Annotated in this window: 19 protein-coding genes and 1 tRNA gene; 8 read left to right on the top strand and 12 right to left on the bottom strand. The window is 71.4% G+C overall.

The window, feature by feature from the left end:
* Nucleotides 1–8 precede the first annotated feature (8 nt).
* Both ACGFY5_RS05995 and ACGFY5_RS06000 read right to left on the bottom strand, forming a co-directional pair.
* Entirely contained in the window at nucleotides 9–752 is a 744-nt protein-coding gene (locus ACGFY5_RS05995) for a DUF429 domain-containing protein (RefSeq protein WP_392717798.1), read from the bottom strand.
* A gap of 91 nt (nucleotides 753–843) precedes the next feature.
* A tRNA-Arg gene (locus ACGFY5_RS06000) sits at nucleotides 844–916 on the bottom strand.
* A 779-nt stretch (nucleotides 917–1695) separates the two neighbouring features.
* Between ACGFY5_RS06000 and ACGFY5_RS06005 the strand changes: the two genes are divergently transcribed.
* Nucleotides 1696–2571, top strand: a complete 876-nt coding sequence (locus ACGFY5_RS06005) for a hypothetical protein (protein ID WP_392717800.1) — start codon at nucleotides 1696–1698, stop codon at nucleotides 2569–2571.
* Here the strand turns inward: ACGFY5_RS06005 and ACGFY5_RS06010 are convergent.
* Nucleotides 2568–3686, bottom strand: coding sequence for an acetate/propionate family kinase (locus ACGFY5_RS06010; protein ID WP_392717802.1), 1119 nt, complete (start codon nucleotides 3684–3686; stop codon nucleotides 2568–2570). The genes ACGFY5_RS06005 and ACGFY5_RS06010 overlap by 4 nt on opposite strands.
* On the bottom strand, nucleotides 3683–5737 hold the full coding sequence (gene pta, locus ACGFY5_RS06015; RefSeq protein WP_392717804.1) for a phosphate acetyltransferase: 2055 nt from the start codon (nucleotides 5735–5737) through the stop codon (nucleotides 3683–3685). The genes ACGFY5_RS06010 and pta overlap by 4 nt, the downstream gene beginning before the upstream one ends.
* 255 nt (nucleotides 5738–5992) lie before the next feature.
* Between pta and ACGFY5_RS06020 the strand changes: the two genes are divergently transcribed.
* A complete protein-coding gene (locus tag ACGFY5_RS06020) occupies nucleotides 5993–6589 on the top strand; it encodes an ATP-dependent Clp protease proteolytic subunit (RefSeq protein WP_392717806.1) in 597 nt (198 codons plus the stop codon).
* 155 nt (nucleotides 6590–6744) lie between these two features.
* On the opposite strand, the gene ACGFY5_RS06025 is transcribed toward ACGFY5_RS06020, so the two are convergent.
* The gene (locus ACGFY5_RS06025) at nucleotides 6745–6915 is read right to left on the bottom strand and encodes a hypothetical protein (protein WP_392717808.1); all 171 of its coding nucleotides are present in this window, start codon (nucleotides 6913–6915) and stop codon (nucleotides 6745–6747) included.
* A 211-nt stretch (nucleotides 6916–7126) separates the two neighbouring features.
* On the opposite strand from ACGFY5_RS06025, the gene ACGFY5_RS06030 reads away from it, so the two are divergent.
* From ACGFY5_RS06030 to ACGFY5_RS06040, 3 genes are all read left to right on the top strand, one after another.
* A complete protein-coding gene (locus tag ACGFY5_RS06030; protein WP_392717810.1) occupies nucleotides 7127–7741 on the top strand; it encodes a TetR/AcrR family transcriptional regulator in 615 nt (204 codons plus the stop codon).
* Entirely contained in the window at nucleotides 7738–9387 is a 1650-nt protein-coding gene (locus ACGFY5_RS06035; protein WP_392717812.1) for an acyl-CoA dehydrogenase family protein, read from the top strand. Before ACGFY5_RS06030 ends, ACGFY5_RS06035 begins: the two co-directional genes overlap by 4 nt.
* A gap of 144 nt (nucleotides 9388–9531) precedes the next feature.
* Complete coding sequence (locus ACGFY5_RS06040) at nucleotides 9532–10143, top strand: GNAT family N-acetyltransferase (protein WP_392717814.1); 612 nt, start codon at nucleotides 9532–9534, stop codon at nucleotides 10141–10143.
* Between the two features lie 146 nt (nucleotides 10144–10289).
* Here ACGFY5_RS06040 and ACGFY5_RS06045 read toward each other — a convergent pair whose 3' ends face one another.
* Nucleotides 10290–11228, bottom strand: a complete 939-nt coding sequence (locus ACGFY5_RS06045; protein WP_392717816.1) for a single-stranded DNA-binding protein — start codon at nucleotides 11226–11228, stop codon at nucleotides 10290–10292.
* Between the two features lie 683 nt (nucleotides 11229–11911).
* On the opposite strand from ACGFY5_RS06045, the gene ACGFY5_RS06050 reads away from it, so the two are divergent.
* Both ACGFY5_RS06050 and ACGFY5_RS06055 read left to right on the top strand, forming a co-directional pair.
* Nucleotides 11912–13021 (top strand): cobalamin biosynthesis protein, encoded by a 1110-nt coding sequence (locus ACGFY5_RS06050; RefSeq protein WP_392717818.1) that lies wholly within the window; start codon nucleotides 11912–11914, stop codon nucleotides 13019–13021.
* Nucleotides 13018–14556 carry a cobyric acid synthase gene (locus ACGFY5_RS06055; protein ID WP_392717820.1) on the top strand — a complete coding sequence of 513 codons (1539 nt, stop codon included), beginning with the start codon at nucleotides 13018–13020 and terminating at the stop codon, nucleotides 14554–14556. The genes ACGFY5_RS06050 and ACGFY5_RS06055 overlap by 4 nt, the downstream gene beginning before the upstream one ends.
* 450 nt (nucleotides 14557–15006) lie before the next feature.
* Here ACGFY5_RS06055 and ACGFY5_RS06060 read toward each other — a convergent pair whose 3' ends face one another.
* The gene (locus ACGFY5_RS06060) at nucleotides 15007–15309 is read right to left on the bottom strand and encodes a hypothetical protein (RefSeq protein ID WP_392717822.1); all 303 of its coding nucleotides are present in this window, start codon (nucleotides 15307–15309) and stop codon (nucleotides 15007–15009) included.
* Between the two features lie 700 nt (nucleotides 15310–16009).
* Here ACGFY5_RS06060 and ACGFY5_RS06065 point away from each other — a divergent pair.
* Nucleotides 16010–16414: a hypothetical protein gene (locus ACGFY5_RS06065; RefSeq protein ID WP_392717824.1), complete on the top strand. Its 405-nt coding sequence runs from the start codon at nucleotides 16010–16012 to the stop codon at nucleotides 16412–16414.
* Nucleotides 16415–17583: 1169 nt separating this feature from the next.
* Here the strand turns inward: ACGFY5_RS06065 and ACGFY5_RS06070 are convergent.
* From ACGFY5_RS06070 to ACGFY5_RS06090, 5 genes are all read right to left on the bottom strand, one after another.
* A complete protein-coding gene (locus ACGFY5_RS06070) occupies nucleotides 17584–18225 on the bottom strand; it encodes a hypothetical protein (RefSeq protein WP_392717826.1) in 642 nt (213 codons plus the stop codon).
* Between the two features lie 1833 nt (nucleotides 18226–20058).
* Nucleotides 20059–20310 carry a hypothetical protein gene (locus ACGFY5_RS06075; RefSeq protein ID WP_392717828.1) on the bottom strand — a complete coding sequence of 84 codons (252 nt, stop codon included), beginning with the start codon at nucleotides 20308–20310 and terminating at the stop codon, nucleotides 20059–20061.
* 68 nt (nucleotides 20311–20378) lie between these two features.
* Complete coding sequence (locus tag ACGFY5_RS06080; protein ID WP_392717830.1) at nucleotides 20379–21155, bottom strand: dienelactone hydrolase family protein; 777 nt, start codon at nucleotides 21153–21155, stop codon at nucleotides 20379–20381.
* A gap of 9 nt (nucleotides 21156–21164) precedes the next feature.
* Complete coding sequence (locus ACGFY5_RS06085; protein ID WP_392717832.1) at nucleotides 21165–21941, bottom strand: SURF1 family protein; 777 nt, start codon at nucleotides 21939–21941, stop codon at nucleotides 21165–21167.
* Nucleotides 21942–21960: 19 nt separating this feature from the next.
* Nucleotides 21961–22929 (bottom strand): alpha/beta hydrolase, encoded by a 969-nt coding sequence (locus tag ACGFY5_RS06090; RefSeq protein WP_392717834.1) that lies wholly within the window; start codon nucleotides 22927–22929, stop codon nucleotides 21961–21963.
* Nucleotides 22930–22998: the final 69 nt, after the last annotated feature.

The raw sequence follows: 22998 nt of genomic DNA on the forward strand, positions 1-22998 counted from the left end.
TGCGGTGGTCAGGAGGCGGGCGGCGGCCCGCCCCGTTCGGGCGCGAGGTCGGACAGGGGGCCGGTGGGGAGTGCTATCCAGCCCTCTTTGGCTGCCAGGGCGGCGTCTTCCGGGGCGGGTGGGACGGTGAGGTCGAGGGCGGCGGCGCGGGCGGTGAGGCTCGCCAGGACGGCGTCCAGGGCGTGGTCGCTGGCTCGGCAGAGGGACTCGTGCTCGCCCAGGTCCAGCCAGGGCGCCCTGGTCAGGAGTTCGTCGACCAGGGCGTCCCTGGCGGGCGCGTTCGCCGCGCCCTTGTAGCGGCGGTACGGCAACCCCCAGCACTTCAGCGAGCCGGCCGGGTAGGCCTCGACCACGAGCTCGTCGACCGGGACCCCGTCGGCGGCGAGCCGCGCCAGAATCCCGGCGCAACGCATCGCCGGGTGGGCTATGCGATCGGCCGCGACGCTCAGCGGGACCACGCCCAGGCGTTCCCGCACGACCTCGTCGGTGCGGCGGTACGCGAGCCCTCGCCGCCACGCCTTGTCGGTGTTGGCGGGGGGGACGAGCGTTCCGGCCGACCACGCCCCCAGGAACCGCACGAATTCTTCGGGCCAGCCCAACGGGCAATCGATGCCGGTTCGGGCGGCACCGCCCACGGCGTCCACCAGAATGTCGTCGATAATCGAGACCTGAATGTGATGCGCCTGCGCTCCGGCAGGCGACCAGTCAAGAACGGCAATAGCCGTATTGGCGGCTTCAGCCGCCAAATCCACCCCGAGAGTCCTCATCGGGAGTGCAGCAAGCCTGCTACACAGAGTATTCAGATCGTGCCTCCAGCGCGCTAAGCTAGCCGCTCGGGCGCGGTGCCCTCGGCAGGACTCGAACCTGCGACCAAGTGCTTAGAAGGCACCTGCTCTATCCACTGAGCTACGAGGGCATGGCGCGGGAGCAGGATCAGTCGACGGCCCCCGCCGTGCCCCACCGGTCCCCGCTATCTCGGAGAGCAGAGTAACCCGCAGGTCAGAGCAGTGCTCGGGGATCTGGAGGGACACACCCGACGCGTCTCCTGCCATCCGCGTCAGTTGATACTGACGGACAGCCCGGGTCGTGCTTGTCCATCAGGTTACTAACCCATTTGTCCCTGGCCGCGATCCCCGCGCTTTTTGACACGTGACTACTGTCAGTGTGCGGAAGCGTTGATAACGGTGATGGTCAGGATCCAAGCCAGTACGAGGACGGCAGCGAACGGAACGGTGACCTTGCTCATGGGGAACCCCCTGCGCGGATCGAAAGCGAACGATGGCTCGTCGACCCGGCACTGCGCACCGCGGCGCTGACTTGCTAAGTCAGGGAGGGAAGTCAACACCTCAGCCGCTGATCGCGTGCCGGGTAGGACTACTGGAGGGATCGTTCGATGACACGACGACCACCTCCTCGACCTCGGCACTTGACCGCTCCGAAGGCTACACGCTTTGCGCTGTGAGCGCACATCGATGCTGGTCAGAGCCGGGTGGCGGGCGTCACGGAGTCTATTGTGGATAGTACGAGTAAGACCTCGGCCGGACGGTGGAACCAGCCGTGGTCAGCGGGTGACGAGACCGGCCGGTGTCGCGACCCGATTCCGGCCCGATCGTCGTGTCGTCGTCGACGACGAGCGCGATGACCCACAGGCTGTATCTGTCGGCTGGATCCACTGCGGGTGGCATTGTTCTTGCCGTGTCTTTGGATGACGTCGCTGACGAGCTGTACGGCCTGGACCCCGGATCGTTCACCGCGGTGAAGACCGCGCGCGAGAAAGAGGCCCGCGCGGCCGGTGACCGTGACCTCGCGGCGCAGATCAAGGCGCTGCGGAAGCCGTCGATGTCGGCGTGGCTGACCAATCAGCTCATCCGGGAGCGCAAGGACCAGATCGAGCCGCTGCTGGCGCTGGGGGAGCAGCTACGGGAGCTGCAGGCGTCGGTGAGCGCGGAGCAGCTGCGGGCGCTGACGCAGCAGCGGCACCGGCTGGTCTACGCGGTGGCCCAGGAGGCCCGGGCGCTCGGGCACGAGCGGGGCCAGACGGTGACCGACGCGGTGGCCCGGGAGCTGGAGCAGACGCTGCACGCGGCGCTGGGGGATCCGGAGGCTGCCGAGGCGGTGCGGAGCGGGCGCCTGATCAGTGGCTTGCAGTACGCGGGGTTCGGGCCGGTGTCGCCGTCGTCGGCGGCCGCGCCCGCGAAGAAGGCGGCTGCTCCGGTACGGAAAGACGACCTCGCCGAGAAGCGGGCCGAACGCGCCGAGCAGCTGCGGCAGGCGCGGGTCGAGGCCCAGGAGGTGCTCGATCGGGCGCGGGCCGGGCTGGTGGACGCGGAGGCGTCCCGGGACGAGGCCGCCGCGGAGTTGGCGTCCGCGGAGGAGCGGCTGACCGAGGCGCGGGACCGCGTCGACCAGATCAAGCTCGATCTCGACGACGCGGAGGAAGCGGCCGAGGCTGCCGACCACGAGCTGAAGGGCGCCCGCCGGGCCGCGCAGAACGCGCAGAAGGCCGCGGTGCTGGCGTCCCAGCGGGTGACGGGTGCGGAGTACCGGCTGAACGAGCTGCCCGAGCCCTAACGGACGGCTGCGGAGGCCTGGGCCGCGATTTCCGATTCCTCGTCGGTGGGGATGACGAGGACCTGGACCGGACCCGTTCCGATGGACGTCGGTTCGTCGACGCCGACGGCAGCTCGATTGGCGTCGTCATCGAGTTCGATACCCAGGTGGGCGAGCGGACCGCAGACCTCGGCGCGCAGCCGCCAGTCGTTCTCGCCGACCCCGGCGGTGAACACGAGGGCCTGCACGCCGGGGACGACAGCGAGGAACGAACCGATGTACTTCCGGATGCGGTAGGCGTAGACGTCGAGGGCCAGGCGGGCGGCGTCGTCCGACTCCGCTTTCGCGCGCACCTCGCGCATGTCGGACGCACCGGCGAGCCCACGTAGCCCGCTCTGTTTCGTGAGGATGCCCTCGATCTCGGCCGGGTCGAGGCCGGCGCGGATCAGGTGGAACGGCACCGCGGGGTCGAGGTCGCCGCTGCGGGTGCCCATCACCAGGCCCTCGAGCGGCGAGAGGCCCATCGACGTGTCGACGCTGCGGCCGTGGTGCACAGCGGTGGCCGAGGCGCCGTTCCCGAGGTGGCAGATGATCAGGTTGTCGAGGTTCGCGCGGCGGGTGACGTACTGGCAGCTGGTGCCGTGGAAGCCGTAGCGGCGGATGCCGTGTTCCTTCGCGGTGGCGACCGGCAGCGCGTAGGTGGCCGCGACCGCGGGGATCGTCGCGTGGAACGCGGTGTCGAACACCGCGACCTGCGGGACGTCCGGCAGCAGTTTCCGCAGCGCGCGGATGCCCGCGAGGTTGACCGGGTTGTGCAGGGGTGCGAGCGGGGAGAGCTCCTCGATGCCTTTTTCGACGTCCTCGTCGACGATCGTGGGCGCGGTGTATTTCGTGCCGCCGTGGACGACGCGGTGGCCGACGGCCTGGAGGTTTGCGAGGTCCAGCTTCTCGAGCATCCAGGCGAGGGCCGCGTCGTGGTCCTGTGCGGGGCGGGTCTCCTCGTGGCCGTTGTGCTTGAGGCGGGCGTTGTCGGAGCCGATCTCCTCGATCAGGCCCTTGGCTTTTGCTTTCCCGTCCTCGATCAGCTGGAACTTCAGCGACGACGAGCCCGAGTTGATGACCAGGACCGGCTTCATCGGGTGGCTCCCTGCGCCTGAACGGCCGTGATGGCGACGGTGTTGACGATGTCGGCGACCGTGCACCCGCGGGACAGGTCGTTCACCGGCCGGCGCAGGCCCTGCAGCACCGGACCCACAGCGATCGCCGACGCCGCGCGCTGCACGGCCTTGTAGGTGGTGTTCCCGGTGTTCAGGTCGGGGAAGATGAGCACTGTCGCGTGGCCGGCGACCGGGTTGCCGGGCAGCTTCGCGGCGCCGACGGTCGGGTCGACGGCGGCGTCGTACTGGATCGGGCCGGCGAGCGGGAGGTCCGGGTGCTTTTCTCCGACCAACTCGGTTGCGGCCCGCACCTTGTCGACGTCGACACCTGATCCGGACTGGCCCGTCGAGTAGGAGACCATCGCGACCTTCGGTTCCACGCCGAACTTGGCCGCCGTCTCGGCGGCGCAGACCGCGATGTCGGCGAGCTGGGTGGCGTCCGGATCCGGCACGACAGCGCAGTCCGCGAACACCAGCACCTTCGTCGGCAGGCACATCAGGAACGCGCTGGAGACGAGCGAGACGTCCGGCAGCGTCCGGATCACCTCGAGCGCCGGGCGGATCGTGTGCGCTGTGGTGTGCGCGGCGCCGGAGACCATGCCGTCGACCTCACCGGCGTGCACCAGCATCGTGCCGAAGTACGACACGTCACCGACGACGTCGTAGGCCATCTGCGGCGTGACGCCCTTGTGGGCGCGAAGTTCGGCGTACGTGTCGGCGAACGTTTTCCGGAGTGGGTCCCTCAGCGGGTCGATGATCCGGACTCGTGCGACGTCGGTGCCGAGGTGGGCGGCTTTTGCTTTTATCCGCTCGGGGTCGCCGAGCAGGACGAGATCGGCGACACCGCGCTGGGTGAGTTCCTCGGCGGCGAGCAGAATGCGTTCCTCTTCGCCTTCCGGGAGGACGATCGTCCGCTTGTCGGCGCGGGCGCGTGCGATCAGCTGCGCGGAGAACATGTGCGGCGTGACGACGTCGGGCGTGCTCAGCTGGATCCGCTTGCGGAGCGTTTCGACGTCGACGTGGTCGGCGAACGCCCCCAGCGCGGCGGCGACCTTACGGGCGCTGTCGGCCCGGAGCTGCCCGGTCAGTCCTTCGAGCCGGTGCAGCGTCGTGTAGGTGTCCGCCGTGACCGCGATGACCGGGAGGCCGGACGGCTCGAGCAGTTTGAGGCTCCGCTCGTCCGGCACGTGGCCCACCGTGAGCACTATTCCGGCTGGTGTCGGCAGGTCGGGGCTGACCGCGGCGGCGGCGACTCCCACAGCCAGGTCGATGCGGTCGCCGGACGAGACGAGCAGCGTGCCGTCCTTCAGCAGCGGCAGCACGGTCTGCAGGTAGGCGGAGCCCGCCAGGTACGAGTCGACCTCGCGCTGCAGGGCCGGGCCGTCGCCGCTGAGCAGCGTCCCGTCCAGCGCGGCGACGACCTCGGCCACCGTGAGCGCGGCCAGCACCGGCAGGTCGGGCACGACGTAGACCGGCGCTTCAGCGAGGGCCGCGTGCCTTTCGTCCGCTCGGTTCACGATGGTGGCCAGCACCTCGCAGCCGTGCGTCTTGAGCACGGTGGAGCCCTCGCGGAGTGCGGTGGTGACCGCTTCGGGCGAGCGGCCGTGTCCGGACAGCACCTGGATCACCGGCGCGCCGAGGTTCGCGGCCAGCTCGGCGTTGAGATCGAACTCCACAGCCGGGGAAGGGCCGGTGAAGTCGGTGCCCACGCACAGCACGAAGTCGTAGCGCTCCCGGAGCCGGGCGGCGTGGTCGACGATCGCTTCGATCAGCTTCTGCGGGCCGCCCGTCTCGATCAGGTCTGCAGCGGACGAGTACGTGAACGCGACGGCGTCTTCCTCGGGGATGTCGAGCTCGTAGCGCTGGCGTGCGAGCTCGACGATCGGGTCGGGTCGGTTGTGGTCCGGCACGACCGGCCGGAAGACCGCGAGCTTCTCGACGTCGGCCGCGAGGAGGTCGAGCAGGCCGAGCGCTACCGCCGACTTGCCCGACCGCGGCTCCATCGACGTGAGATAGAGGATATCGGACATCGTGGCCCTCCCCGCTCGACTTGCTCGCAGCTTACGGAGCAGGGTGGGTGGAGGCCGAGCCACCCCAGGTGAACTCTTGGGTCAAGCGGTATTTCTTTCGGCGTAACCGCTTTCAGCAAAATTGCTGAGAGCGAACATTTGTGTTCTCAACGTTTGTCGGCGCTTAGCGTCGGGCGCATGGTGAATTCGCGAATTTCTCGGCGGGCGGTCGACACCGTTCCGTATTGGTCATCCGTGCCGGTCGTGCGTGCTTCGATGCCGGTTTCGTCCGTGCCGGTTCCGGGTGGGGGAGGGCTGGACGAGCAGGTTTATGCGCGGCTGCTGCGCGATCGGATCGTTTTTCTCGGGAGCGAGGTGAACGACACGGTGGCGAATGCGCTGTGTGCCCAGCTCTTGTTGCTGAACGCCGAAGATCCGACGCGCGACATCTGGCTCTACATCAATTCGCCGGGTGGCTCGGTCACCGCGGGAATGGGTATTTACGACACGATGCAGTGGGTCAGTAATGACGTCTGCACGGTGGCGCTGGGCTTCGCCGCGTCGATGGGACAGTTCCTGCTCTGTGCCGGTACGCGCGGCAAGCGGTACGCGCTGCCGCACTCGCGGATCGTCATGCACCAGCCGCACGGTGGGTTCGGTGGCACGGAGACCGAGATCCGGATCCAGGCCGAGCAGATGCTGCACACCAAGAAGACGATGGCGGAGCTGATCGCGCAGCACACGGGTCAGCCGTTGGAGCGGATCGAGGAGGACTCCGACCGGGATCGCTGGTTCACCGCGTCGGAGGCGCAGGAGTACGGGTTCGTGGACCAGGTGGTCCGGACGCTGAGCCCGGCGCAGGTGTTGGGCTGACGCGGCGCGGCTTTTTTCGAGCTTCCGACGGGTTTTCGGGCCTTCGACGGGTTTTCGGGCCTTCGGCCGGCGGGTTTGGGGCCGGGAACCTGTCGTAGGCCCGGTTTGTCGTTGGCGTCGCCCGCCCGGCGGGCGACGCCCGAGCGAGTCCGGGGCTACGCGGCGGTGTCTGGGCGGCGGGGGGCGCCGGTGGTGTGGCAGCGCGTGCCGGACGGTCGATGAACCGCGGCGTGCTGGGTCGCGGCGTCGGCCAGCAGGCGGATCCGGAGCAGGTCGAGCGCGCGGTTGACCGCGGCTCCGGCCTGGTCGGGAAGGGGCGGGGTCATGGGCAAAATTCTACGTCCTGTAGACGAAATAATCCACGAACTGAAATGTGGCTCGGGCGTCCCCTGTGCAGTGTTGTGACTCCACGCGCCGGTGGCAACGACACGGGGCGCATTTCTCCGGAAGTGAATTACGTGAACGCGTCTACCCCGGCGCATTTCAGGACATCGGCGAGGTCTGTACGCAAGCAGTGAACTCTGGTTCACTACTTGCGTGCCGTACCGCCAGCCTCCGCGGGTAGCGCACCGCCGCGCGGCGGTGCGCGAACGACTCGTGTCCGAAGCGACGCGCATCATCGCGTCGCAGGGCTGGTCCGGCGCCACGGTGGCCGCGGTGGCCGCGGCGTCGGAGATCTCGACCGGCGCCGTCTACCAGCACTTCCCGAACAAAGGTGCGCTCGCCGCCGAAGTGTTCCGGCGGGCCACCCAGCGCGAACTCCAGGTGCTCGCGACAGTGCTCACCGCTGCCTCGCCGGAGTCCACAGCGGACCGGCTGGCGCAGGGCGTCGGACTCTTCGCGCAGCGGGCCATCCTTGGCCGGCAACTGGCCTACGCGCTGATCGCGGAACCCGCCGAGCAGCCGGTGCTGATCGAGCGGCTGACCTACCGGCGGCGGTACAACGAGGTGTTCGCGACGCTGATCGCCGAGGGTGTCCGCAAAGGCGAGATGGTGCCGCAGGACGCCGCCGTCACCGCCGCCGCGCTCACCGGCGGCGTCGCCGAAGTTCTGATCGGCCAGCTCTCCGGGCCGGCCGACCGTTCACTGGTACCGGAGCTCACCGCGTTGGCGCTCCGCTGTGCCGGAGTGCTCGTCCTGGAGGCGACATGACAGATTTCTTGGTCTCCCCTGCGACGCACGAGGTCAGCAATCAGCCGCCGCCGCTGGTCGGCCACGACGTCGCGGACGACGCGGCGCTGCTCGCGGGTGTGGTGCGCGAGGGCGCCTCCTGGTACCTCCCGGAGCTGCACGAGCTCGGGCAGTGGGCCGGCACCGCGGAGGCGCAGACGTGGGCCGACGAAGCGAACCGGAACGAGCCCGTGCTGCGCACCCACGACCGGTACGGCAATCGCATCGACGAGGTGGACTTCCACCCGTCCTGGCACCGGCTGATGGAGGTGTCGGTCGGCGCCGGGCTCGGAGCGACGCCGTGGGCCGACGACCGGTCCGGGGCGCACGTCGCCCGCGCCGCCGGGGTGTTCGTCGCCGGCCAGGTGGAGGCTGGGCACCTGTGCCCACTGGTGATGACCTACGCGGCGGTGCCCGCACTGCGTGCGACGCCGTCGCTGGCCGACGTGTACGAGCCGCTGCTGACCAGCCGGGTCTACGACTTCGGGCTGCGGGTTCCGACGACCAAGCGCGGGCTGCTGGCCGGCATGGGGATGACCGAGAAGCAGGGCGGTTCCGACGTCCGGTCGAACACGACGGTGGCCAAGGACGCCGGCGACGGCACCTGGCGCCTGCGCGGGCACAAGTGGTTCACCAGCGCACCGATGAACGACGTCTTCCTGGTGCTGGCTCAGGCGCCCGGTGGGCTGTCGTGCTTCCTGGTGCCACGGGTGCTGCCCGACGGGACCCGGAACACGTTCCGCATCCAGCGGCTCAAGGACAAGCTCGGCAACCGCAGCAACGCCAGCTCCGAGCCGGAATTCGACGACACCGTGGCGTGGCTGGTCGGCCCGGAGGGGCGCGGAGTCCGGACGATCATCGAGATGGTGTCGCTGACCCGGCTCGACAACGTCATCGGCTCGGCGGCGGGCATGCGTGCGGCGCTCGTGCAGGCCGTGCACCACACGCGGTACCGGTCGGCCTTCGGCCGGCTGCTGATCGACCAGCCGCTGATGGGCAACGTGCTCGCGGACCTCGCGTTGGAGTCGGAAGCCGCGACGACGCTCGCGCTGCGCCTGGCCGGGGCGGTGGACCGGGCTCAGCTCGGGAACGACCAGGAGAAGGCGTTCGGGCGGTTGGCCACCGCGATCGGCAAGTACTGGGTGTGCAAGCGGCAGCCCGCGTTCGTCGCGGAGGCGCTGGAATGCCTCGGCGGCAACGGGTACGTCGAGGACAGCGGGATGCCGCGGCTCTACCGCGAGGCGCCGCTGAACGGCATCTGGGAGGGGTCGGGCAACGTCAACGCGCTCGACGTGTTGCGGGCGCTCGGGCGGTCGCCGGAGGCGTTCGCCGCGTACGCCGAGGAGGTCGAGCAGTCGCTCGGAGCCGACAGCCGGCTGGACGCGGCGTGGGCCGCGCTCCGTGGGGAGCTCGCCGACACGCACGAGTGGGAGTACCGGGCCCGCCGGCTGGTCGAGCGGTTCGCGCTGGTGCTGCAGGGTGCGTTGCTCGTCCGGCACGCGCCGGAGGAGGTGGCGAGCGCGTTCTGCGGGTCGCGGCTCGGGGGCGAGAGCGGGTACGCGTTCGGCACGCTGCCGCGGGGTACGCCGATCGAGTCCCTTCTGGAGCGCGCCGCACCAGCGACGTAGCCGTCGAATCTGACTTATCACCCACATGTGACGCCCCGGAAACAGTGGCCCCGCAGGCTTGTTCCGACCGCAAGCGTCGCGGAGGTGAAGTGCGTGGGGAGTGGCGGGGCCGACCGGCCGCTGACATCGCCTGCGCAGGCGTCCGTGGCGGAGCCTTCGGCGATCCAGCTCCTGACGCCTTCCGTCGTGCAGGCCGCGCTCGTGGGCGGGGCGGTGGTCGCCATTCGTCCGGCTCGGCCGCGCGATGCCCCTGCGGTCGCCGAGCTGCACCGGCGGGCGGCGCCGTCATCGCTGCGTGACCGGTACCCGGGGACGCCACCCCCGGCGTTGACGGATCCGGAGCAGTGCCTGGCAGCGGTGCCCGGGAGCTGCACGTTGGTGGCGTTCCACGGGTTCCGGCTGGTCGGGGTCGCGCAGATCACGGGGCACGTGCCCGTTGCGGACTTCGGCGTGCTCGTGCGGGAGGACCATCGACGCCGGGGTCTCGGCGCCATCCTCGCGAAGCACGCGCTGCACGTCGCGCACGAGTTGGGGCATCGTGAGGCGGTGTCGTTCGGGAGCCCGGACAACCGTGCGCTCCGGGCGATGTTGCATCGGCTCGGCCTCGAGGGGCGGACTCGGTACACCGGGGACCTCCTGGTTACCCGTATCTCTCTGCCGTACGAACCCGACCCGGCTCCTTCGGGGCCCGGCCCCGACCCGGCCGTTCGCCTGCCCGACCCGGTCACCCACCGCCACCCCATAGCCAGCGCCTGACCCCCACCTCGTGGGCTCGAATGTTCGGCCCAGTGGTCCGGCCGACGGGGGCTCGAATGCTCGGCCCGGTGGTCCGGCCGACGGGGGCGCGTCGGCCGGACCGGTCGGCCCGTCCGTGGGGCCAGTCTTGGACCGGGCCGACGTTGTCAGGCCGGAACCGGCGAGGCTCCACGCCGGCGGGCCGACGACCGCGTCGCGCTCGGGGCCCGCCCCGACGAGTCGTGGTCTCCTGCGCCCGAGGCGGCCCCTTCCGACCCGCCGCCTTGACCGTCCGCGGCCCGCTCGCGTGCTCCACCCTCCTCAGTCGCCTGCCCAGCGCCACCCATCGGCGCTCGGTCCGAGCCTCCTGCCGCAGCGCCACGGCCCCTGCCTTCAGCACCGGCGTCGCCGCCCGCGCCACTCCCGGTTGCCGCGCTGTCCGTCGCGCCCGTCGTGCCCGCGGCGCTTGCGGGGGCTGTCGTGCCCCAGGTGGCGCCGTTGGTTCGGGGTGCGGCTTCGGCGGGGGTGTTCTGGGTTGGGTGGGGGGTGGGGCCGGTCGGGCGGACGGGGGAGGCGTTGGCGAAGGCGTCGCCGGCTGCGCCGATGTCCGTGTCGTCGAGCGAGCCGTCCTCGGGCGTGGCGATCTGCGGAGCGCCGTTGCCGGCGCCGCCGATGATGTGCGCATCGATCGCGCTGCCCGTCGGCAGACCGTCGGGACCGAGCTCGTCGACGGTGGTCGCCCGCTGCGACGAGATCCGCGTGAACTCTCCTCGTCCGCGGTTGAAGTCGAAGCCGATGGCGGTGGCTTCGAGCTCGTACGAAGCCCGCCGGGATTCGGCCACCTCGTACGTGCGGGTGAAGAGGCGCCCGGTGACGATCACCGGATCACCCTTGACCACGCACGCGGCCGTGTTGTCGGACAGCGTGCGCCAGCACGTCACCTTGAGGAAGAGCGATTCGCCGTCGGCCCAGCGGTTGGTGACTCGGTCGAAACGCCGGGCGGTGGATGCGACCCGGAACGACGTCACGCTCACGCCCGAGTCGAGAACTCGTCGGACCGGCAAGTCGACGACGTTTCCCACGATGGTGGTGATCGTCTCGTTCATCTGAAGATCCCTGCTTCCGCGAATGGTCTGCCCGGACACCCGGGCGCGGTCTCACCGTCCCCGCGTCACCCGCCCCCGGTCAGCGCCCCTGCCCGTTCCTGGGGATAACCCAGGCCCCTGTGCACACCCGCCCCCAGCCACCAACCGTGCTACCTACCCCCGCCGGCCCACCCGCGCCCGGCTGCGCCCGCGCCCGCGCGCCCGGCTGCGCCCGCGCCCGCGCCAGGCTGCGTCCGCGCCCGCGCCCGCGCTGCGTCCGCGCCCGCGCCCGCGCCCGCGCCCGCGCCAGGCTGCGTCCGCGCCCGCGCCCGCGGCGTCCGCGCCCGCGCCAGGCTGCGCCCGCGCCAGGCTGCGCCCGCGCCCGGCTGCGCCCGCGGCTGCGCCCGCGCCCGGCTGCGCCCGCGGCTGCGCCCGCGCCCGGCTGCGTCCGCGCCCGGCCCGCCCCGCGCCCGGCTGCGTCCGCGCCTGCGCCCGGCTGCGCCAGCGCCTGCGCGCCGCGTGGCCGCCTGTGCGCGCCGGGCGCGGCTATCTGCGCGCGCCATGCATACCCCCAGCAACCGGAGGGTGGGTGGGCAACCAGGTACCGGTCGGCGGGACGTCTCGGGCGCGGCCGACGGCGGGCGGGGGCGGAAGGGAGCGGCCCTGGCCATGCAGGCGTCGATCTCGGAATTTAGGCTCTGGCAGTGCTTGCGCCGTCCCGTACCGACCTACTCGCCACCGCCACTGGCCTTGCTCTGGGAGCGCTGCTCGATCACGTCGTGCCTGATCCGAGGCGGGGGCATCCGGTCGCGGTGTTCGGGAGGTTCGCGGGGGCGCTCGAGCGGCGGCTGTACGCGCCGAGCCGTTCGCGTGGTGCGTTGTACACCGCGTTGGCGGTGGGGGTTCCGGTCGCGGCGAGTGTTGCGGTCGATCGGGTGACGCGGGGGCGGCCTGTGCTCCGGGCTGCGGTGACGGGGGTCAGTGCCTGGGCGGTGGTCGGTGGGGCGTCGCTGCGGCGGGAGGCGGCTGCGATGGATCGGCTGCTCGCCGCAGAGGATCTGCCCGGGGCTCGGGAGCGCCTGTCGCATCTCTGCGGGCGTGATCCGGCTGGGCTGGAGGCGCCGGCGGTGGCGCGGGCCGTGGTCGAGTCGGTGGCGGAGAACACCGCGGATGCTGTTGTGGCTCCGTTTTTTTGGGGGGCGGTGGCTGGTCTGCCGGGATTGGTCGGGTATCGGGCGGCTAATACGTTGGACGCGATGGTGGGGCATCGTTCGTCTCGATACGACCGGTTCGGGTGGGCGTCTGCGCGGTTCGACGATCTGCTGAACCTGGTGCCTTCGCGGCTGACTGCGCTGCTCACGGTTGGTGCGGCGCCTGCGGTGCGGCGGAACTCTGCCGCTGACGCCTGGCGGACTTGGCGGCGGGATGGCAGTGCGCATCCGAGTCCGAATGCTGGTCAGTGCGAAGCCGCTGCTGCGGGGGCGTTGGGGATTCGGCTCGGTGGGCGCAACGTCTATGGGGGGACTGTCGACGAGCGTCCGGTTCTCGGTGACGGGCGTGCCGCGCAGGTGTCCGATATTGCACCTGCTGCTCGATTGTCTCTTCTGGTGGGGGCGGGTGCGGCTGCTCTGGGCGCGGCGGCGCTCGCGCTCCGCGCGGCAGGGACGGCGCCCCGGCGCGCGGCAGCCACGGCGCCCCGGCGCGCGGCGACGGCGCTTCAGCGCGCGGCCACCGCGCCTCGCCGCGCGGTCGCAGCCCGGCGTGCGCCCGTCTTCCGGTCCGCCGCGACAAGGCTTGGCCGGGGTGCCGCGTGAAGGGTGCGCTCCTCGTCGCCGGCGCGACGTCCGACGCCGGCAAGAGTCTCCTCACCGCCGGCATCTGCCGCTGGCTAGCCCAACATGGCATCCGCGTAGCGCCTTTCAAAGCGCAGAACATGAGCAACAACGCGGTCGTCACCCCCGACGGCGGCGAAATCGGTCGTGCGCAGGCGCTGCAGGCCGAAGCGTGCGGTCTCGAGCCGAGCGTCAGGTTCAACCCGGTGCTGCTCAAACCGGGCAGCGACCGCAAATCGCACCTCGTCGTGCAGGGCCGCGCCGCCGGCGAGGTCAGCGCGATGTCCTATCGCGAGGTCAAGCCCAGGCTCCACGGCCTCGTTCTCGACGCCCTCGAAGACCTTCGCCGCGACTTCGACGTCGTTATTTGTGAGGGCGCGGGCAGTCCGACCGAAATCAATCTCCGTGCCACCGACATCGCCAACATGGGCCTCGCCCGCCCAGCGAAGCTTCCCACGATCGTCGTGGGTGATATCGACCGCGGCGGGGTGTTCGCGTCGCTCTTCGGCACGCTGGCTCTGCTCGACGCCGAGGACCAGAAGCTCATCAGTGGGTTCGTCATCAACAAGTTCCGCGGTGACGCGCGGCTGCTCGAGCCGGGGATCGAGCAGCTCGTTGCGCTTACCGGGCGGCCGGTGCTGGGGACGCTTCCGTTCGTCGAGGGGCTCTGGCTCGACGCCGAGGACTCCCTGTCGTACAGCCCCGATGGCGTTATCGGGCGCGGAGCGCCACCGATCGGTACGACCTGGCTACGTATTGCCGTGCCCCGACTGCCTCGAATGTCCAACGTCACGGACCTCGACGCGCTCGCGGCTGAGCCCGGGGTGCAGGTGCGCCTCGTACGGCATCCCGCGGCACTGGCCGATGCGGACCTCGTCGTGATCCCCGGCACCCGCGAAACCGTTGACGACCTGGCCTGGCTCCGCCGCACCGGCCTCGCCGACGCGATCCTCGCCCACCACGCTGCCGGTCGCCCGGTCGTCGGCATCTGCGGGGGGTTCCAGATGCTGGCACGGACCATTGCGGACGACGTCGAAAGCAAGCAGGGGACAGTCGACGGCCTGGGGCTGGCGCCGGTCGAAATCACCTTCGCGTCGGACAAGACACTCGGACGGCCGACCGGCACGTACGCAGGCAATCCGGTGAACGGCTACGAAATCCACCACGGTCAGGTGAGTGGGCGTGCACCGGACGTCCCGACCTGGATCACGACCAGCTCCGGAGCGGTCGAGGGGGTCCGGTATTCCGACGGCCCCGGCGTGGTCTACGGCACTCACTGGCACGGGGCGCTGGAGTCCGACGGCTTCCGCAGGTCCCTGCTGGCCGAGGTATCCGACCAACGCTCGTTGGTGGGGTTCGTCGTTCCACCCGACACTGCATACGTGCAGGTCAGAGCCCAGGCTTTGGACGCTCTGGCTAGTCTCGTCGAGCGACACCTGGACACGAACGCACTGATCAGACTGATCGACGAGGGCGCCCCAGCCGGGCAGCCATTCATTTTGCCGGGAGCACCATGAGCATCGCGAGTGTGGCAGGCTGCGAAAGCGGCCTTTAGCGGATCAGGTCGCCGGGTAACGACCCGAACACAGATGTCCGGGGCTACCAGCGGTCTTCCGGCGAACTTCGTCCGGAGGCTCCACAACCCCGGATGCGGTACGGCGCGACGACTGACCCGGGCAGATCGTCGGTGTCGAACCGATGTAGGAGGTTAGGACTTCATGCCGCTCTTCGAGGTCGGGCCCGACGGCCTGGTCCCGCTTCAGCGACTGGACCAAGCGGTCGGAGACTTCGACCGGCAGATCGAGGACGCGTTATGGCGTGACCCTGATCCCGTCTACGGCAGCCGATTACTCCGCATCCAGCAGCGTCCCACGCTCAGCGCAGGCGGCCACCCGACGCTGATCGCCGTGGACAACGAGGGTCGCCTCGTTGTTATACACGCACGGCAGCGCATTGACCGCAACGAGTTAGCGGAGTGTCTCGAGTATTTCGGTTGGGCGCGTGCGGCCAGCCTGGAGGAACTCGCGGCGCTCTACTGGCGCGGCGAGGACATCTTCTGGAACGACTGGAAGCGGTTCTCCGAAGAAGAAGGCATCACCAAGCTCGCGGGTAACCCGAAGCTCGTGCTGGTCGCCGGTGAGTTGGCCGACCGTACGACCGCCACGTTCCAGCTGCTGGTGGAGAACGGTCTTCCGCTGACCGTTTCCACGCTCGGTGTCTGGCGCTCCTCCGTTGGCACGCTTCTGCTCGATATCGGTGACCACGGGCACGGCTTCGGTCGTGCGTCCGGTTTCGGTCGCCTCGATTCCGACGCTGATCTGGGCGACGCCACGCAGAGCCGGCCGTACTCGTCTGTGCCGTTCCCGGCAGGGATGGGCGGATCGGCGCCGTTGTCGGTGGCCGCGAGTGGCCCGGACGCGCCGTCTGGTCCGAAGCCGCCCGTGACCGCACCGGCCGCGAGCTTCCTCGATGCCCCCAGCCCTCTTTCCCGACCCGCGGCGACCCCACTCGACGGCCCGAGCCCCCTTTCTTCGCCCGCTCGCCCCCTCGATTCGCCGCCTGCGAGCCCTGCTGCGCGCGAGGGGGCGAGTGCGCTTTCGACGCCGGCCGGTCCTGGGTCGCTCGACGGCCCGGGCCCGCTCGATGGGCCCAGCGTTCTCGACGGGCCCGGTCCGCTGTCCCAGCTCGCCGCGGGTGCGCCGGGGTCTGGTGGACCGAAAGGGGCGTCCGAAGCCGGCGTTGCGCCGGCGACGGCAAGCCCGACCACCCCGCCGGGACCGCGTCCCCCTGCGTCGTCGCCCGAGCCGTTCGGGTCCTCGACGCCGTCCGCTGACGATCAGAGCGTGACCACGTCGCCGCGCGGTGGCCGCGCGGCCCGGCGAATCGGCGCGGAGCCGGTGAGTCCCGCCCGCGGTCTGACCGTGGTCGGAACCGAAGACCCCACCCCGAGCCGCACCGACGGCCCGCCCCGTGGTGACTCTCCGGGCCGCGGCGACCGCCCGCTTGGTGGCGACGCCGCAGCTCATTCCGGCGCTCCCGAGAGTGCCGACGTCTTCGGCCACGGCGCAGGCTCGGACCGCCTCGACGCGCCTGGTCGCGGCGACGGTCCGGGTCGTCCCGAGGTGCTCGGTCGTGGTGACGGCGCCGGTCGTGATGGCGTGCCCGGTCGTCCTGATGGGCCTGGTCGCGGTGATGGTCCGGGTCGCCCGGAGGTGCTCGGTCGCGGTGATGGTCCGGGTCGCCCGGATGGGGCCGGGCTCGGCGACGGGCCTGGTCGCGGCGACGGTCCCGTGCGGGGTGACGCCCCTGGCCGTGGTGACCTTGCTGGCCGTGGGGACGGGCCGGGGCGGCCGGTTTCGCCGGCGGCTGGGTTGAGCGTTGTGCCGAGTGACGGTGACCAGCGCCCGGAGCCCGGGCGGTCCGAGCCGGGGCGGTCGGATGGATCCGAGCCGGGCCGGCTCGGTGCGGCGTCGCGATTCGACGGACCCCGACGACCCGACGGGGCGGCTCGCACCGACGGCGCGCCCGATCGACCCGAACCTCAGCGCGGCAACCCCGACGCGCCGGTGGTGCGTCGGCTCGGCCCGCCGACGTCGCACGCCGCCGCGGACGACGACCCGATCGATCGGACCGCCGAGATCCGTCCGATCGACCCGCTGAACGACCCGATCTCCACGCTGACCGGTGGGCTCGACGAGGACCCGTTCGGGTCGCAGTCGTCGGGCGGTCGGCACGGGCAGCAGTTCACGCCGGAGGCGCCGAGCGAGGCAGGTGTGCGCCTCGGCCAGCCGCGGCGCCCGATGCCGTCGGGGAGCGAGCATGACCGGGGTGCACGCCCCGGTCCCGAGAAGCCGCGGCGTGGTCCGTACCCGGTGAGCGGGCCGATCCCGCCGAGCGGGCCCTCGAACTCCGGTCCGGGGCGCCCGGAACAGGACGCGCCTGCTGCGCGCCTGGGCAGTCACGCCGGTGACGCGGGTCCGGGGCGCAACGAGCCTCCGGGCCCGGCCGGTCCCCCGCCCACCACGGTGCTCGGCGGACCCCCCGAGTTCGGTCCGCCCCCCGGCGCCCGCCAGCCCGGTGCCCAGCCGGACGGCCGTGAGCCGAGCCCGCTGTCGAGCGGCCGCGAGCCCGGTCCGCTGTCCGGAGGCCGTGAGCCTGGTCCGTTGTCGGGTGGGCGTGAGCCCGGTCTGCTGTCGGGTGGCCCGGAGTTGGGCGCCCGTGACGGTGGGTCCCGCGAGCCGGGTCTTCGGGAAATGGGTGGCCGCGGTGGCCGCGAGCCCGGGCCGCGTGATGGTGGTGCCCGGGAGCCGGGTTTCCGCGAGCAGGGTGGTCGAGAGCCCGCTGGTCGTGAGTTCGGTGGGCGTGAGCCGGGGCGGCGGGAGCCGATCGGGCCCGAGTTGGTTCCGGGACCCCGTGATCCGGGTCCGAGCGAGGCGGACGGCCGTGAGCAGGGTCCGGCTTCGCGCGAGTCCGGGCCTCGCGACGGTGGTGGTCGTGAGCCGCGCCTTCGTGAGGTGGGCGGTCGCGACGGCCGTGACCCCGGGTTACGCGAGGCCAGCGCGCGGGACGGCGGGCCCCGTGATGGTGATCCGCGTGATGGTGGTCTGCGTGACGGTGGCTCCCGTGACGGCGGGCCCCGTGACGGTGGGGCCCGTGACGGTGGTCCGCGAGATGGTGGGGTCCGTGATGGTGGGCTCCGTGAGCCCGGGGCGCGTGAGTTCGGGGCGCGTGAGTTCGGCGGGCGTGGGCCGGGCGGTGACGAACAGGGTCCTCGGGATCCGTTCGGTCGGGAGCAGGGGCTGCGTGAGGTCGGGCGTGACGACGCAGGGCGTCGTGGGCCGGGTGGTGAGCCGGGGCCTCGGCCCGATCAGTTCCGGCAGTTCCCGGACGAGTTCTCCGAGGGCGGCCGTCCCGGCCGGGGTCGTGACCCGCGTGAACAGGGCGACCAGCCGCCGGCGTCGGACCCTCGGTTCGGCCGCGACGTGCTGGCGTTCGAGCGTCCGACGGGGGAGTTGCCCGGGCTGGGTGGGCCGGTCAGTGCCCCGCCGGTGAGCCCGCGCTCCGGCCCGCCGTTGCAGCGTCCGCCGTACGACGACGAGGACGACACCAGCGAGATTCCGGTGGCTCGGTCGCCGCGGCCTGGGCGTCCGGGTAACTCCGGACGGGTGAGCGCGACCGGCACCCACCCGGTGCCGTCGTTCCCGCCGAACGAACCGTCTTTCGGTGTGCCTTCGGACCGGCCGTTCGGGGCGGTCGGAGGCCCGGGTGGACCTGGTCCTGACGGCCCCGGCGCCAATGGCTTCGGTCGTCCCGGCCCGGACGGCCCGGATGGTCCTCCGTTCGGTCGCACCGGCCCGGGTGCGGACGGTCCCGGTACGAACGGGTTCGGTCGCTCGGGCCCCGGACCCGACGGTCCTTCGTTCGGCCGTGGCGGGCCGGGTGCCGACGGCCCTGACGGGCCTGCTTTCGGTCGTCCTGGTCCTGATGGACCGCCCTTCCGTCGCGGCCCGGGTAGCGACGGTCCGGATGGTCCTCCGTTCGGTCGTGTCGGGCCCGGTGCCGAGGGCCCCAACGGGTTCGGGCCTTCCGGGCCTGGACCGCTGGGTGTCGTGCCTGGTTCGCACTCGAGCGGGCCGATTCCGCGGCCGGCCGATTTCGGGGGACCGAACGGGTCCAGCGGGCCGATTCCGCGGCCTGCTGACTTCGGTGGGCCGAACGGGATGGGCGGTCCGCCGCCGCGTCCGAGTGAGATCGGTGGCCCGCAGGATCCGGATGCGCCGTTCCGTCGTCCGGATGGGTTCGGCGGCAGTGAGTGGGAAGTTCCGCCGCCGCCGCCGAGCGACTGGGATCGCGACGATCGCCGCCGGGGCTTCGACGACCGTCCTGGAGGGGCGACGTCCGGAGGGTCCGCGTTCGGTGGCCCGCCTGCCGGCGGCCCCGGCCCTGACGGGCCGTTCTTCGGCGGCTCCGGTACTGACGGACCCTTTGATCGCCCCGGTCCTGACAGCCCGTTCTTCGGCGGTCCTGGTCCCGATAGCCCGTTCGATCGTCCTGGTCCGGACGGTCCGTTCGATCGTCCTGGTTCGGACGGTCCGTTCGGTGGTCCGCGGCCCGATCGTCAATTCGGTGGGCCTCGGCCCGAGGGGTCGTTCGGCGGTCCCAGGTCGGATGGACCGTTCGGCGGTCCGCAGGGTGGTCCGCCCGTTTCGGGCGGACCCGCGTTCGGTGGCCCGCCCGCCGGTGGCCCGCCCGCCGGTGGCCCGCGAGCCGACGGCCCCGTGTTCGGTAGCCCTCGTCCCGGTGGTCCAGGGCCTGATGGTCCCGTGTTCGGTGGGTCCGGACCGGACGGTCCTCCGTTCGGTGGTTCGGGATCCGATGGCCCCGCATTCGGTGGTCCGCGGCAGGACGGTCCGTTCGGTGGGCGGCCGGTGTCCGGTGGGCCCGCGTTCGGCGGTGCGCCACGGCCCGACGGTCCGTTCGGTGGTCCGCCTGCTGGTGGGCCCGGTTCGGAGGGGCCCGCGTTCGGTGGTCCGCCCCCGGGTGGTCCCGTCTTCGGCGGTCCGCCGAATGGTGGTCCGCCCAACGGTGGCCCGCCCAACGGTGGCCCGCCCAACGGTGGCCCGCCCAACGGTGGCCCGCCCAACGGTGGCCCGCCCAACGGCGGTCCTGTCGCAGGCGGCTCGATCTTCGGCGGCCCGCCCGTCGGTGGGCCGGGCTCCGACGGCCCTCCGTTCGGACGCCCGGGCCCTGACGGTCCTTCGTTCGGCGGCCCCGGATCTGACGGCCCTCCGTTCGGACGCCCGGGCACTGACGGTCCTCCGTTCGGACGCCCCGGACCTGACGGTCCTCCGTTCGGACGCCCCGGACCTGACGGTCCTCCGTACAGCGGCCCCGGACCTGACGGTCCTCCGTACAGCGGCCCCGACGGGCCCCCCTTCGGTGGGCCCGGTCCGGACGGTCCGTTCGGTGGTCCGCCCGCCGGTGGACCGGGCGGCCCCGGTCAGTACGGTGGCCCTCCGTCAGCCGGCGGCTGGCCCGGTACTCCGGAATGGCCGGTAGGCCCCAACGGCGGCGAAGGCCGCGATCCCCGCGACCGCGATCCCCGCGACCGCGATCCCCGCGACCGCGATCCCCGCGATCAGAACCCCCGCAACCGCGACCCCCGCGAAAACCGAAACCGCGACGACTGGGACGCCGACGACCAGCCAACCGCCCTCCGCAGCGGCCCAACCCTCGTCTGGGACGCCCGCACCCAGGGCGAAATGCTGCACGAGAACGGCAACAGCGGCCGCTGATCCGCAGCCGAGGGGCGCTCACCCGTGAAAAGGTGAGCGCCCCTTCACGCGTGCAACCGATCCCGGAACAACTGCAGCACCTTCTCCAACGCCTCTCGCGTCGGATGCCCGGGCTCGTCCACGAGGTGCTCGGTCAGCACCGAGTGAGCCCGCCGCCCCGCTGGCACCGTCGACGACGGAATCTCCACCCCCACGAACCCGTCACCCAACTCCCGCCGCAGCCGATCGAACCGCTCCGGCGGCGAGAGCGCGTCCTCGGTGAACCGCAATCCGAGCACACACAGCCCTTCGTCGGCGCAACGCTCCTTCACCCGGGCCAGCGACGCGGTGTCCAGCCCGACGTCGGACTTCCGCGCCGCCCCGACCGGGAACGGCAGCGACGGCTGGGACAGCACCGGCGCGATCATCCGCCGGTCGACGGCCATCGCCAGCGCGAACCCACCGGTGAAACACATCCCGACCGCGCCGACGCCGGGCCCGCCGCACTCCTCGTGCGCCTGCTTGGCCAGCGCCCGCAGCCACACCGTCACCGGCGACGCTTTCCGGAGCGCGAGCCGCGTGAACTCCCGGGAGACGCAGACCGGGCGGAACGCGCTGAGCGCCGCCCTCCCGTCCGGCGCCCGCCCGGGAGTGCCGAACAGCGACGGCAGATACACGGTGAGCCCGAGCGCGGACACCCGCTGCGCGAACTCGATCACCCGAGGAGTGATGCCGGGAATCTCCGCGATGACGATGACCGCGGGGCCACTACCGGCCCGATAGACCGGATGGGTCACTCCATGGTGCGTGAAGTCGAACCGATCGAACCCCTCGAGCGCCATGGAGGCAGCCTAGGGGGCATCAGCCGCCACGGCCTCCGGCTCTTCGACGACGGCGCGCTGATCGTCGTCCCGATGTGCGTAGTTCCGGGCGAAGATGCCGTATCCGACGATGAACATGACCGCGAACAGGTACCACTGGACGGCGTATGCCAAATGTGGACCTTCGTCGAGGTCGTCGGGTGTCGGCAACGCCGACAACGACGGATCCGCCGGCGACACGAGCTCGACGAACGCGTCGTAGGCGGGTTCGCCATCGGCCTTCAGCGCGTCCGGGGTGATCCGCGTGATCAGGTTCCGGCCGCTGACCTGGACGGCCCCCGTCGAACCGCTCTCCGGCTTCCGCACGCGGCCGATGATCGTCACGGTGCCGCTCGGCGCCGGCCCGACCGTCGGAACCTCCGTCGCTCCGCGGGACGACGCCTCGACCCACCCGCGCACCACCCACAGCACCGGCCCGTCGGTGGTGCGCAGCGGCGTCAGTACGTAATAGCCGAGGGTGCTGTTCAGCGTCCGGTTCCGCACCAGAACTTCATTGGCGACGTCATACTGCCCGGCTATCTTCACCTGGCTGTACTCACGCCGGGACCCCGGCGCCGACGAGGTGCTCAACGCCTGGTCGGCAGGCACGGGCGACGCGTTGCGCGCCGCCGTGATCGAGGCGTTGATCGTGCGCTTCTGGTCGAGCCGGTCGAGCTGCCAGTGCGCCAGCCGCACGCAGACCACGGCGGCCAGCACGCACAGCAGGAACGAGGCAACCCACTTCGGGCTCAGCAGGAAGCGGTACACGGCTCGACGCTACTCCGCGTCAAAGATAGGTCTCTACCCAGCGTAGAAGTTCCTCGAGATACCGTTCCCGGACCGGTGGGGCGGACAGCGCGAGGTCGTGCACACCGTTCTCGATGCGCACCAGGGTGACCTGGCGGCCCAACCGGTGTGCTCGGCTCGCGATGTGCTCGACGTCGAGCACCGCATCCGTCCGCAGGACCGAATCGTCCCAGCGCGACGACCGGAACGTGGCCGTCGAGCACGCGACGAAGACCGGCACCTCGATCGCGAGCCCGGCCTCGATCCGCCGGTGCCCGTTTCGGATCGCGCGCAGCCACCCCGCGTGGATCTGCACCCCCGACATCGGCTTCCAGGCCAGGTCGTAGTCCCACTCGCCGGAGTGGTCGCGGTGCAGGCTGCGGCCGTAGAAGTTCGACGACGGAGCCGGCATCACCTGGTAGGGGCGGAACGTGCCGAGCGGCGCGGCGAAGTAGTCGATCGCGTTGCGCAGCATCCGCGGCTGGTTCATGTCGAAGAACGGACTGTTCAGCGCGATGCCGTCGACCAGCGGCTCGGTGCGGTGGCGGTGCGCCCACAGCGGCGCGATCAGGCCGCCCGTGGAGTGGGCGTGGACCAGTACGGTCTCGTGCGAGTCCTCGCCGCGGATGATCTGGAGCGCGGCGTCCAGGTCGGCGAAGTACTCCGTCAGGCTGCGGCAGAAGTACGGAGTCTGGTGCGGACGCAGACTCCGACCGTATTTGCGCAGGTCGATGGCGTAGAAGTCGAAACCTTCGCCGACCAGACGGTCGGCGAGGTGCGTCTGGAAGAAGTAGTCGACGAAACCGTGGACGTGCAGCACCGCACGTCCGGTGGGCTGCTCCGCGCGGCGGCGGATCAGCGTCGCGACGACCTCGCCCTGGTCGTCGTGACCGAGCGGGATCGTGCGCTGCTCGTACGGCTCACCGAGGACGTCGGTGGTCCAGGCTTGCGCCTCCGTGGAGATCGCCATGGACGAAGGCTAACCGGCCAGTAGGGGAGCCCGGGAAGTCGGGCTCCACGCCCTCGAAACCGGGACGCC

The organism is Cryptosporangium sp. NPDC048952 (assembly GCF_043197895.1).
Taxonomy (GTDB): Bacteria; Actinomycetota; Actinomycetes; order Mycobacteriales; family Cryptosporangiaceae; genus Cryptosporangium.

Bases quoted from the DNA above. Each gene is read 5' to 3' on its own strand.
- ACGFY5_RS06010 (WP_392717802.1), bottom strand. From the start codon at position 3,686: ATGAAGCCGGTCCTGGTCATCAACTCGGGCTCGTCGTCGCTGAAGTTC.
- pta (WP_392717804.1), bottom strand. From the start codon at position 5,737: ATGTCCGATATCCTCTATCTCACGTCGATGGAGCCGCGGTCGGGCAAG.
- ACGFY5_RS06020 (WP_392717806.1), top strand. From the start codon at position 5,993: ATGCCGGTTTCGTCCGTGCCGGTTCCGGGTGGGGGAGGGCTGGACGAG.
- ACGFY5_RS06025 (WP_392717808.1), bottom strand. From the start codon at position 6,915: ATGACCCCGCCCCTTCCCGACCAGGCCGGAGCCGCGGTCAACCGCGCG.
- ACGFY5_RS06035 (WP_392717812.1), top strand. From the start codon at position 7,738: ATGACAGATTTCTTGGTCTCCCCTGCGACGCACGAGGTCAGCAATCAG.
- ACGFY5_RS06045 (WP_392717816.1), bottom strand. From the start codon at position 11,228: ATGAACGAGACGATCACCACCATCGTGGGAAACGTCGTCGACTTGCCG.
- ACGFY5_RS06080 (WP_392717830.1), bottom strand. From the start codon at position 21,155: ATGGCGCTCGAGGGGTTCGATCGGTTCGACTTCACGCACCATGGAGTG.
- ACGFY5_RS06090 (WP_392717834.1), bottom strand. From the start codon at position 22,929: ATGGCGATCTCCACGGAGGCGCAAGCCTGGACCACCGACGTCCTCGGT.